The sequence below is a fragment of the Catenulispora pinisilvae genome (assembly GCF_015356865.1).
Lineage (GTDB): Bacteria > Actinomycetota > Actinomycetes > Streptomycetales > Catenulisporaceae > Catenulispora > Catenulispora pinisilvae.
In genome coordinates this window covers 1-11,494 of the sequence record NZ_JAAFZA010000292.1, presented here as the reverse complement: position 1 = coordinate 11,494, position 11,494 = coordinate 1, and the positions used below count along the sequence as shown (strand labels likewise).

The 11,494-nt window shown below is 63.5% G+C and carries 10 protein-coding genes and 2 pseudogenes; 3 read left to right on the top strand and 9 right to left on the bottom strand.

The features are described from left to right. The 7 genes from IZR01_RS43445 to IZR01_RS43410 form a co-directional block, all read right to left on the bottom strand. Positions 1 to 316, bottom strand: a 316-nt coding sequence (locus IZR01_RS43445) for a helix-turn-helix domain-containing protein (protein WP_194927238.1), incomplete at its 3' end; no start/stop codon positions are given. A gap of 151 nt (positions 317 to 467) precedes the next feature. After that, on the bottom strand, positions 468 to 716 hold the full coding sequence (locus tag IZR01_RS43440) for a hypothetical protein (protein WP_194927237.1): 249 nt from the start codon (positions 714 to 716) through the stop codon (positions 468 to 470). Between the two features lie 440 nt (positions 717 to 1,156). Further along, positions 1,157 to 1,336: a hypothetical protein gene (locus IZR01_RS43435; protein WP_194927236.1), complete on the bottom strand. Its 180-nt coding sequence runs from the start codon at positions 1,334 to 1,336 to the stop codon at positions 1,157 to 1,159. A gap of 223 nt (positions 1,337 to 1,559) precedes the next feature. After that, complete coding sequence (locus IZR01_RS43430; protein ID WP_194927235.1) at positions 1,560 to 2,687, bottom strand: hypothetical protein; 1,128 nt, start codon at positions 2,685 to 2,687, stop codon at positions 1,560 to 1,562. Continuing rightward, complete coding sequence (locus tag IZR01_RS43425; protein WP_194927234.1) at positions 2,680 to 3,642, bottom strand: restriction endonuclease; 963 nt, start codon at positions 3,640 to 3,642, stop codon at positions 2,680 to 2,682. Before IZR01_RS43425 ends, IZR01_RS43430 begins: the two co-directional genes overlap by 8 nt. Before the next feature lie 284 nt (positions 3,643 to 3,926). Continuing rightward, positions 3,927 to 4,993, bottom strand: a protein-coding gene (locus IZR01_RS54840; protein ID WP_438939722.1) for an IS630 family transposase whose coding sequence is annotated in 2 segments (ribosomal slippage) — positions 3,927 to 4,519 and positions 4,519 to 4,993 — 1,068 coding nt in all. Because the reading frame shifts where the segments join, the coding sequence is not laid out codon by codon here. 44 nt (positions 4,994 to 5,037) lie between these two features. Beyond that, the gene (locus IZR01_RS43410) at positions 5,038 to 5,550 is read right to left on the bottom strand and encodes a helix-turn-helix domain-containing protein (protein ID WP_194927231.1); all 513 of its coding nucleotides are present in this window, start codon (positions 5,548 to 5,550) and stop codon (positions 5,038 to 5,040) included. A 199-nt stretch (positions 5,551 to 5,749) separates the two neighbouring features. On the opposite strand from IZR01_RS43410, the pseudogene IZR01_RS43405 reads away from it, so the two are divergent. After that, positions 5,750 to 6,121 (top strand): annotated as a pseudogene (locus IZR01_RS43405) (IS1380 family transposase); the annotation flags it as partial. Positions 6,122 to 6,381: 260 nt separating this feature from the next. Then, positions 6,382 to 6,554: pseudogene (locus IZR01_RS43400) on the top strand (ISAzo13-like element transposase-related protein); the annotation flags it as partial. A gap of 171 nt (positions 6,555 to 6,725) precedes the next feature. Here IZR01_RS43400 and IZR01_RS43395 read toward each other — a convergent pair. After that, positions 6,726 to 6,905: a hypothetical protein gene (locus IZR01_RS43395; RefSeq protein WP_194927230.1), complete on the bottom strand. Its 180-nt coding sequence runs from the start codon at positions 6,903 to 6,905 to the stop codon at positions 6,726 to 6,728. Positions 6,906 to 6,946: 41 nt separating this feature from the next. Beyond that, on the bottom strand, positions 6,947 to 7,909 hold the full coding sequence (locus IZR01_RS43390; RefSeq protein WP_194927229.1) for a hypothetical protein: 963 nt from the start codon (positions 7,907 to 7,909) through the stop codon (positions 6,947 to 6,949). Positions 7,910 to 8,456: 547 nt separating this feature from the next. On the opposite strand from IZR01_RS43390, the gene IZR01_RS43385 reads away from it, so the two are divergent. Then, positions 8,457 to 11,462, top strand: a complete 3,006-nt coding sequence (locus IZR01_RS43385; RefSeq protein ID WP_194927228.1) for a hypothetical protein — start codon at positions 8,457 to 8,459, stop codon at positions 11,460 to 11,462. Positions 11,463 to 11,494 lie beyond the last annotated feature (32 nt).

Genomic DNA, 11,494 nt, shown 5'->3' with positions numbered 1-11,494 from the left:
GCCTGGCCTCGACTTCTCCGGTCACCGGCGAGGCCACCGGCGGGAACGCCCGCTGTTTGCGGCCGACCGTGGCCCACACGTCGCCGCCGGTGTCGGCGAACCGCTTGGCCACCAGCCGCAGCGTCTCACCCGAGACCTCCAGCCGGGCCGCGATCACCTCCTTGAGATCCTCTGGGCCCATCGAGGTGTCCAACGCCAGCAGGACCCGTGCCCGCCGGATCATCGAGGCCGGATGCACCCCTGTCGTGGTGATCCGAACCAACTCCTGGCGATCAGCCGGGTCCAGCACGACCGGCCGCTTCTTCACCGAAGACATCACAATCCTGACCGACGAAGGGAAGGAAGACCCACCACCACCTTCCACCTACCCAGCGGAACATGCCAGAGCTAAGCAGCGACAAGCTACTAGTGCGCTGACCCGACAGCAACGACCAAGTTGGTGTGAAGACCTGACCGAATAGGGACACCTACCGACCGGCGCGGCGGTCGGTAGCCAACCGGTGGAGCTTTCCGGCTACGTCGACCAGAGCGTCGATCGCCTCCGCGCGGTCCATGGTGCAATCTTTGATGGCTTCGGAGTCATCGTGCTCGAAGGCGCTGAGCCAGTTGAACATATGCTGGACCCGCAGCGCCCAGCGCTCCTCCTTCGACCGCTCCTTCGCAGGCTTCTTGGAGATGGCGTCGAACGCCGCGACAACGCCGTAGTGCGCGCGCACCGGTTCCAGCGACTTGCGCAGTTCCCCGCAGCGGCCTCGAAGTCTCCGTCCCCGATGTGCTGCCGGGCGGTCCGCAGCCGCCGAACCGCGGCAGCCAGGTCCTCGTAGTCGGTGACCGGGACCATGATGTTGATGTAGGAGGACGCGACCACCTTCTCCACTTCCACGGCCCACAGCTCCGAATACACCTGGAAGTCCAGGCTGCTCCCGGTCACCTGCCTCAAGGCCGGCGGTGTGCCCTCGATCCATGTCACCTGCGGGTTGGCCAGGCTCAGCGACAACTCACCGCTGGCCCGTAGCTCCTCCAGCTCCCGCAATGCTTGATCCGTGACCCACCCCACCAGCGTGACGATGTTGGGGTGGGTTCCCGGCGAGAACAGGTCTTCCGTGCTCTCCGCGCACAGTATGAGCGGGTTCTGGTGCGCGCTCCCGGCCCGGAACTACAGATTCCATGCCAAGCTCATCCCGGCAAGCGCCGGATCCGGTGTGACGTTGGCCCATGCCGTCACACGGATCTCGACGCGGGCCCCACCAAGTGCGCGGGTCAGTGTGGTGACGTTCGGCGGCGCCCCTTCGATGGTGAGGTTGACGCGATTCGTCAGGGACAGGTTGCTGCTCATGAAGGTCTGGCTTTCTACAGAAGATGGGATCGAATACGCACAAGAGGCCTCTCCCTGCCCTGCTCCTGCACGGGATTTCGGCCAGCTGTGGACGCAAGCCAAGGAGGCCAGGCTGAACCCCGCGACTCTGCCCGAGTACCGGTCCGTCGCCGTCATGCGGGACCTACAGTAACTACGGTACGAAGCAAAATATTGTCCGCGGAGCTGCGGGGACAGCGGCAACTCAGGCTGCGGGCGGCGGATCGTTAGACATCACAATCTCGGGCAACTCGAAGCCGGTTGCCCTGTCTCGGACCTCCTGCTTGATGAGCTCTGCAAGCATCGATCGTAGGACGGAGTACGGTAGCGGCCGATCGGCCGACGCGTGCCGGACTAGCCCGTAAATCTCATTCGCAGTACTGATGGCTCTGCTGCCGCTATGCACAAAGCCAGACCGGGCATCGTAAGTCTTTCGCAGCCCGCCGCAAAGCTCGCCTCGATCCTGCGTCACGAAGTCTCGGATATGCTTTTCTACCGCCCACGATCCACCCTCGCCGTAGACGCCTTCGGGCATCCGCACGTCATAGATCCACTCCCTCCACTCTTGCTCCCAAAAGCCGTCCTCAAGACTCTCGGCTACGTAGTTCACGAACGTCTCTTTGAGCCGGAGGTACTGGCTCTTCATGAGCTTTGCTCGAAGTGCCTCGGCTTGCACATCCGATAGCCCTTGAGCGCGAGCAAATTTGTCCCACGAGCGTGCTTGTTCCCAGGCTTCCCAGTTCGTCGGCGGTTCGCCGTACTGGCGCGACATGACTTCGAGGCCAGCAACGATGAGCGTGTAAGCCGCCGCTAGATCTTTCTCAAACAGAAGCGTCGCACCATAGTGCAGATCCATCGCGGCTGTCAGGGTGGCCTGGTCGTCCTCGGCGAGAGAGACGAGCTGAGAGAGCAGATCACGTATCCGGGCATCGAGACCCGCGGCTTCGAAGGGCGAGCTCAGACGACGATCGAAGACGTTGTTGAACCCAACGAAGGTCGTTTGTTGGGCTCCTTCCATGCTCAGCGGCACTTCCTCCAAGACCTCGATGCGACGGTCCAGGAGCAAGCTCAGGACTGTGCCTATGCTCGCGCCGAGTTCTGAGTCCTTCAGATGGTCGCCCGGTTGGCCGGCGGCACACCACTGGACTACCGACATCGACTCTGGGGGCATTCCAGGACGGTAGACCGGCCCAATCCGCTGGAAACGCATGAAGCCGTCGCCGTGCAACGGCTCAAGACCGGGTACGAGCAGCCGCCGAACGGGGAAGTACGGCCGATCGCCGTTCTCGACTGCCGCCTTGAGATCGAGAATCCATCGTGTGAGGCTAGACACTTCGCTCCTCCGGAAGCTCCGGGCCAAGGTAACTGACGTCGAGCTTCCCGAATGCTCCACCGCTTACGAACTTGATTTCGGTCGTCCCTACGAGCGTGCCGCGTGACCTGATCACGACGGCACGGGGGTCGTCAATCGGCTCCCATCCCTCGTTACGCTGGGCCGGGATCTCAGTCATGGGCAGGTAGCTTGCCGTAAACGCCCGGTTGTCGAGGTAGTCGATCAGGCCGCGGCAGTCGGCAGGCCGGAACCTCCCAAGCCATGCCTTCTGCTCGACGGTATAGGCGATACGGAATCCTTCGACCGGGCGTAGCTGAACCTGTTCATTGGCGTCGTACACGATGGCGTATACAGGATCGCTCGATGTGATGTTGTGTTCGACGCCAACCTCACGATTCGCCGCTGGGCTGTTCCAGAACTTCTCGAATGTCGATACTGGGTTGACTCGGTGCCTCTTATCGCTCGTGGTGAGAGGCAGTCCGAGAGGATCATCAGTCGGGAAACTATTCCCCGCCTCGAAGTATGGCGATCCATAACACTGCACCACCGGCATCAACTCGACCCACACGACTGGGATGCTGAGTTCGAGCGCCCAGTTCGCGGACTGGGCGTCATGAATATTGAGCAGAGACACGCCACAGTTGCGGGCATACGTGTGAGCGGTTTTGGTAAAGCCTGAGCGGCAGACAAGAATGCCGCCAGTCGCCTGGATATCCCTGATGACAGACAGGAACTCATCAACGATCTTGATGTCAGCTGGCCTGCCGTGGTCCTTCGCCTGCACGATCGTCAGATATGCGTCTTCTCCGTCGTTCCATCGGATGGACACGTCAATCTGACGCTTCTTCTCGCTGAACTGGCCATCGATGAAGTCGTTCCGCTTCACGTCGGCGCTGGGCTGGAGCTCAGCGAAGATCTGCTCGGCTAAATTCTCAAAGTCTTCCCAACGCGCCAAGATGATCTTGCGCCTCCACCCTTATCATCGACCTATTATAGCGTGTTGCTGATTTGCGCACCGACGTTTTGAGGTATGCGATCTGCCCATGCAGACTCCGGCGCACGTGGCCGTTCGCCTGCCTCCTTACCTTATGGAGTCGACGTGGTTGTTGACATCACTTCGGCTTATGCGGCCGTTGCCATCCGTTACTGCCAGGCATTTCGGGCCGCGGCTGGGGTCTGGTAGCTGATTGAGGAGTGCGGGCGTCGCTACTGACTTTGAATGCGTGATGTCGTCGCGGGTCAGGGCGGGTGGATGACCAGGCCGGTCTCCGCGAGACAGCCGTCGACGAGCTCGGGCCGGTACTGGATCCGTTTGAGCGCGAAACGGACGGTGCCGGCCAGCTCGTCCAGGCCGATCGGGACCAGGTTCGCCAGCGGGCCCCGCTTGATAAGCGACCAGATGCCCTCGGTGGGGTTGATCTCCGGGGCGTACTTGGGCAGCGCCACCAGGGTCAGCCAGTCGTGTTCGGCGGCGAATTCAGTGATCCCAGGCATCCAATGGGTGCGTGCGTTGTCCCAGATCACGATCAGCGGGGCGACGAGCTGCTGGTGCGCGGCCGTCAGCAGGTCGCGGTAGTCGGACCAGCCGAAGCCCTTCTTCTCGTTCTTACGACCGTGGTAGACCAGCAGGCGGTAGAACAGGCGCGAGCGGTGGCCGGGCCGGTAGCAGGTCAGGCCTGCGATGTTGACCCGGCCCGAGCCGCGCCCACGGACCGTGACGACCGGCGTCTGCCCACGCCTACCCCAGGTCTTGGCATGCGGCGGCCTCAAGACGCACCCGGACTCGTCCTCGAAGACGATCCATGCATCCGAGGCCGCGGCCGCCTTTCCACGGCCGGCCACACCTCCTTCTTCCACAACTCGATGGCCGCTTCGTCCCGCTCGACGGAGCGACGTGCCGGGGCCTGCCAAGACCATCCGTTGCGGCGCATCAACCCCCACACACCGCGGATCGTGTACGACTTGTGGAACCGGCGACCGATCACCGTCTTGATCCTGGCCAGCGTCCAGCGCTGGTCGTCCCAGCCGTGCGCGGCCGGACCCTTGCGCAGCTCGTCCTCCAAGACCTGGAACTGCGCCGGACTCAGCTTCGGCAGTGACGCCGGCCCCTTGGAGTACAAACCCTGCTCGCCGTCGACTTCCCATGCCGCGCGCCACCGCTCGATCGACCGCACTGACACCCGCAGCGCCTTGGCCACGGCCTTGTTGTCATCACCGGCTTCGAAGAAGGCCATAGCCGACAGCCGGACTTGCTCGCGGAACTCGGGCTGCTTGGCGGTCAGGCCCCCACCCTGCGGATACCTCACACCTACGACGTACCGCAGGGATCACGGCCTGTCAGCACACGACATCACACATTCAAAGACAGTAGCGTCGCGGCGGCGGATATCAGCCGCACACTCTGGGACAGCTCGAACAGGACGCTGTACGGTCCCGCCCCTTGAGCCGTCGCACGCAGCCGCCGGAGCGTCTGGTAGCCGTTGTGAAGAAGCTCCGCTGGATCACAATGCCGCGATATGCCGCAAGCTTCCTCCGCAAGTTCCGCCCGCATTGGTTCGAGACGAAGCCGCATCAACAAGATCCCGAAGTCGTCGGCGCCTCGATCGCCCTGGCCATGAGAATCAGGGGACGTGACGCCCCCGTGGCGGTCGGCCGACGGTGGGTGTGATGGCAAATACCGAAGACCATCATACCTTCTCATGAGTTCCGCCGAGGCTCCGCGCTTTCCCGTCTCGACATTGCTCAAATGACCGACGGTGTACCCGACACGTTCCGCCGCCTTTTTCAAGTTAAGGTCGGCAGCCTCGCGAATTCCGCGCAGGCATGGGCCGTCACCCGACTCACCCGCCGTGGAATGCTTCATGCGGTCAGGCTATACGCGCTCTGAGGTCAATCGATGCCTCGTGGGGATTATTCTGTCTTCCTGGCGGACTTCCACCTAAGCCCGGCGCGTTCATCAGGTGAATCGGTGTCCTGACCCCCGGAACGAGGAAGTGCCCCAGCACCTGGGATGATCTTGATTGTCGAGATAGAGAACGGCCCAGAACCGAAGCACTTTCCTGGTGAACCCTACATCTCCGCGTCCGAAGCTCGTCGTCACGGCCGGCGGGAGCGGGGTGGTGAGCCACGCCGGAGCGCGGCTGGTGGCCGATCTGGCAAACGCCATCGGGCTGGAGCAGGTGTTATCCACGGCGTTGGCGCCGATGCGGCGGCGGGACGGCGGACACGATCCCGGCTGGGTTGCCGTGGATGTAGCGGTGATGTTGGCCGACGGCGGCGAGGCGATATCAGACTTGGCCGTGCCGCGGGACAAGCCTGAACTGTTTGGTGCCGTAGCCTCGCCAGCCACAGCGTGGCGGGTGTTGGACGGGATCGACGCCGCGGCGCTGGAACGGATCCGGGCGGCGCGGGCACAAGCCCGCGAGGTCGCCTGGGGCGGCGAGCCCCACAGCTCCGCAAGGACGACGCGATCATCGAGCTAGCCGGCGCCAGGCGGGTACAGCAACGACGTCCTGCCAAAAAGTCCTGACCTGAACACCACGCGCCTCATTGAGATCGCAGTCCATGTCGACCTCGCATACGACTCCGCGGGCAGGAGATCTATTTCCCGCATCACCGGACCAGCTATCCCCCGGATGACCTGGGCTGATAGCTTAGTTCAAAGCTACTTACTACGGTCCAGCACCACCATGACACCATGAACTGGCGGGGCCGGCCGCTCACCAGCCACGAGGCCGTGGTGAACAGCATCGCCGCCACCAAGACCCGCACCGGACTGCCTGTTCACGCCGAGTCCGACACTGGCGCCTACCCGCTGGGCCTGTCGATAGCGACGAGCGGATGAGCCCTCTGCCGATCACAGCGCACGACCGAACGCTTCGCTGAATGGATGCACTGATACAACCACGAGCGTCCGCACTCAATGCTTCAGAGCTTTCAAAGTTCTGACCAGCTCAGATGTCGCATAACGGTATAGCGAACGTTCGTATAGCCGTCACTGTGACGCTGATGCGAACGCGCTGCCTGGCCGGGGCGAGATCACGTCTGGTAGTGCTGCTCGTAGTGGCCACGGAAGTCGAAGAAGCCGAGCCCGTCGACCTTGAGATCGCTCTCGATCTCTTGCAGCGTCCAGCACTGGTCAGAGTAGTCGTCGACCGCGACGCCGCCTGTCTTGAGGCTCTGTCGGTGGCGTGCCTTCGATTCCTGAGCGTGGCCCAACGGCAGACCTGCCGGATTGATAGGCGGCTATCGGTCCTGGTCTATACGCGCCGAGGCCGAGCTGGGAGCAACTCACCAGCGCACAGCCGGGCGCTCAACGCGCGTCCGATCTCGACAGGATCACCCGACACTGGTGTTCCCAGCTGTTCAGCGAGATCCTTGATGCGCAGGTCTACCGCGCTCTCGATCAGGTCGGCTAGGGCTGAGGCAGCGTCACGGGCGCGGGAGCCAGCGGTGACTAGCACTGCGGTGCTGATCAGGATGGCGGGCCACCATACGAGGCCGATCAAGGCGTAGAGCAGACCCCAGGCGGTCAGCCTGGCAGATGCGTCATAGGCCCCGCGTGCGGCGGTGATGTCGCTGCGCAGCTCGGTTGGCAGCACGGTCCAAAGCCGTGGCCACACGGAGGGCAGATCGTCCAGGCCGTTGACCGCCCTGGCACGGGCGATGGTGCGTTCGAAACGCTCCGCGACTCGCGTCGGGCGCCACGGTTCGGCACCGAGCCGATGTCGGCGGCGCACAAGTATCCGGACCTGCGTTTGAGTGCGAGCCAGGTCTGGCGGGATCACCGCATTGGCGGCAGCGGGAGCCGTGGCAGGGGATTCCGCTGCCACGGCAGCGAGGATCGCGTTCTTGAACTGATCCTTCGTGTTCTGCCAACGGTGGTGACGTAAGCGCACCAGCCAGGTCCCGGGCGGACGTTCCCCAGGCATTGCCCATATACGCTCAACCAGACCGCCGAGACCAACGGCCAGCAACCCGATGCCGAAACCTGCTAGCAGTACCCCGGCGGCGGTGAGCACGACTGTGCCCGGAGCATGCGCGGCGGGCTTGCTGGCCAGCGCATCGATCCAGTGGCTGAGGTTCATAACGGCGAAGGGATGGCTCTGGCCTAGGTGGCTTCCCGCGGCCAACGCCCCAGTCCACAGCAGGCCGGGCAGCATGAGGAATTGCACCCAACGGTCGGCGAGTTTGGCGCCGACCCCGGCCAGGAACGCGCTCACAGTGCCGGGAATTTGTAAGGTCTCATAGGCGTCGCCTTGCCTCCGGCTGTACCAGAGGCGACAGCGCAGGACGGCAGCCCGTCGGTCTCGTCGGGCGCGACAACCCGGACGCACTGATCCATCGGGCAGGTCCACGCTACAACGTCAGTAGGTGGGATCGGCATCGGCGGCAAGCCTGTCATGCTGGGGAATTTGTCACCGCTCTCACTACGCGTCGAGAATCCCGCCAGTCCCTGCCGGGCGCAGGCCTGCTCCACAGCGTCGATCAACAAGCCGACCGCTGTCGGGTCGGGATCCGGGGTGCCGAGAAGAGTCAACAAGTCCGTGAGGTGCTGCTCCCCGCCGCCGTCGCGTACGATGTCCCACAGTGACGGCCATCGGCTGAGCTGGTCGCACAGCAGACCCGTCCGCTTCCGCATCGCGGTATCCACCGACAGCGCGTCCTTCCCCTAAGCCCGTCTCGAAACGAGATGGTACCTGAAGCTGACTGTCAGTGAGTAAGATCCCTGAGAATATGGGGAGCACATAGCAGCAAAACGGGGGTGCCATGCCGGACCGGAACCGACCAACGGCGTTGGAGCAGGCGCAGTATCTTGTCGACGAGTACCAGCACACCGGCCTCCTGCCGCTGCTGGAATTGGCGACCCGCTTGTTCAACGAGGCGCTCGCCGCCACACCGCCTGGGCACCCCGATCGCGCTCGGCGGCTGACCGACGTGGCCATCGCGCTGGGAATGCTGTTCGACCACAGCGGGGATGTCGCCGTCCTGCGTGCCGCGGTGAAGGCAGGGCGGGAAGCCGTCGCGCTCGCGCTCTCGACGCTGGATTCGTCGCTGCGCCACTGCGCCAGCAACCTGGGTGTGTCGCTGCGCAATCTGTATCTGACCACCAAGGATCCTCAGACCTTGGACGAAGCTGTCCGGATCGCGCGACTTTGCGTCGAGTTCACCCCGGAACACCATCCGAATCGCGCGCGCGAGATTAACAGCCTGAACTTCCTCCTCGAAAAGCAGGCTGGAGAGGTTGATTCCGACGAGAGCATGCGGGAAACGGAGGCGGTCCGTGCCGCGCACGAGACTGTGAACCGAAATCCGTCGGATGACGTACGCGGGGTCGAAGTCCTGCATGTCCTCAGCGGCTCACTGCAGGACCGCTTCGCCGTTACCGGGGACTCGCAACTTCTACAGGATGCGGTGATTTACGGGCGCAAAGCCGTGGCTGCAACCGCAACGTCGGATCCGAGTCTGGCGAAGCGGTGCGCGACACTCGCGGCAGCGCTTTTCAGCCTGCATTCACAGACCGGCGATTTGGAGCTGATCCACGAGGCGATCGAAGCGGATAGAAAGGCCGTGGCGCTAACGCCTTCGGGACCGGAACGCCCACTCTATCTCCACAATCTCGGAAGCGCCCTCATCCGGCTGTTTCAACAAAGGAGCCACCCAGACCTACTCAAGGAGGCGCTTCGCCTTGCGCGGGAGTCGGTGTCTCTGACGCCGCGTACAGGCGATCCGAATCGCGCGCTGTATCTGACATTGCTCGGTGGGGCTGCCCGGCTCTGCTACGACAGCGACGGTGAGGTGGCACACCTCGACGAGGCGATTCAAGCCGAGCGGGAGGCAGTGGCAATCACATCCGACCGCGATCCTCGACGTGCGATGTATCTGAACAATCTCGCAACCGCGTACGAGGCGCTTTACGGTCGCACCCGGCGACGGGAGATACTGAAGCAAGCCATTGACTACATGCAGCAGGCTGTCGACCTCACGCCCCCCAATCACCCCGACCGCGCTGGCAGGCTCGCCAACCTCGCGACACTGCTGGACATGTCGCACGATGACACCAAGCAGGTGAGTGCCGTCATGAAAGCAGTAAAATTTGCGCGAAACGCGTTGGAACACACTCCCGAAGATCATCCCGACTACGCGCAGCGCGCGAGCACTCTGGCTGGAGCGCTGCTGACCGCGTTCAAGAACGCGGGCACGGTCACGGTGCGAGAACTCGCATTCTCCGATACCACCGAGAGCCCCCTCGTATTCGCCTTGAGGCGGCTGATGGGCAGCATCGAGATGCTCAATCCTGACGTGCTGACAGAAGCCGTAGCTCTGGCACGGAAGGCCGTCTCCCTTATTCCCGCCGGCCATCCCAACCGCGCCATGTATCTCTATAATCTCGCTGTCGTCCTTGAAACCTTGGCCGAGCATCAGGAATCGGCTCGTGAAGACGCGCTCGGTCAGGCACGCGATGCATATCGCGAAGCAGCGGATGACCAGGCCGCGGCAACCTTCGTCCGCATTCGCGCGTACCGGAGTTTCGCCCTGCTGTGTACGGACGCTCAACACGCCGATGCAGGCCTGGCCGCGATCGAGGACGCGATCGATTTAGTGGACGTCCTGGCACCGGGCAGCTTGGCGCTGCCCGACCGGGAGCACCAGGTCAGCCGTATCTCCGGCCTGCCGGGCGAAGCCGCGGCCGCAGCGCTGAATGCCGGCCGGCCGGATCGCGCGGTGGAACTCCTGGAGCGCGTGCGAGGCGTCCTCGTCGCAGACGTATTGGGTTTGCGCGGCCACGACCAGAAGCGGCTGCGCGACTACGACCACACGCTGGCTGACCAACTAGACCGGATCCGCGAGCGCCTTGACCTGCTGGACCGTGGCGACGTGGAAGCAGCCGCCGCCACGTCGGACTCCGACATGCTGCAACCGACGCGGGATCCGGATCTGCGGGTCGCCAAAGAGCGTCGCGAAGCATACGCGGAGTGGCGGCGTCTGGTCGAGCGCGTACGCGCAATCTGCGGGTTCGAGAACTTCCTACGCGCGCCCCGAATCGAACAGTTGGTCCCGCAGGCACAGGACGGACCGTTGATCTATGTCTCGTCCAGCACTTCTCGAAGCGACGCATTGATCCTCACTGGTTCGGCGACCGAGCCGGTGCAGGCCGTGTCGCTGCCGTCCCTGAACCAAAAGGAGGCTTTGCAACACGCCCAAGACTTCGTGGTCTCCTGCAATCGGGCCACCAATCCCGCTCATGACCCGAAGCGGCGGATGGCTGCTCAACGAGAAGTCGGCGAAACGTTGGTCTGGGTGTGGGACGTTGTGTGCGAGCCCGTGCTGCGCCACCTCGGCCATACGGGCCCTCCCGGAGAGGGGGAGGAATGGCCACGCATCTGGTGGTGCCCAGTCGGCGTTCTCGCTTTCCTTCCACTGCACGCCGCAGGTCGCTCGACCGATGACGGAGTCCTCGATCGTGTTGTTTCGTCCTACGTCACGACCGTACGTGCTTTAGAGCATGCCCGCAGCAGTCAGCCCGCCGCCGAAGACCCAGGCCTGCTGATCGTTCCGGACTCCGACCTGCCTGGGATGACCGCCGAGACGGCCGCGATTGTCGCGACAGTCCCAGGCGCACGGCTGCTGGAACAACCGACGTGCCGGACAGTCCTCGACGCACTTCCTCGGCATGCAATGAGCGAATGCCAACATGACGTCGCTGGTCAGGGTACTGGTGTGATCGGGTTTGCGGGTGTTCATCCTGTTCGTAGGCGGGTGTCTGCGGTCTAGATCGTCTGCCGCGGTCAGCGGGTGACTTCGAG

What these genes read in the sequence shown, in the direction of transcription:
- IZR01_RS43435 (WP_194927236.1), bottom strand. Translation starts at nt 1,336, where the DNA reads ATGAGCAGCAACCTGTCCCTGACGAATCGCGTCAACCTCACCATCGAA.
- IZR01_RS43410 (WP_194927231.1), bottom strand. Translation starts at nt 5,550, where the DNA reads ATGAAGCATTCCACGGCGGGTGAGTCGGGTGACGGCCCATGCCTGCGC.
- IZR01_RS43385 (WP_194927228.1), top strand. Translation starts at nt 8,457, where the DNA reads ATGCCGGACCGGAACCGACCAACGGCGTTGGAGCAGGCGCAGTATCTT.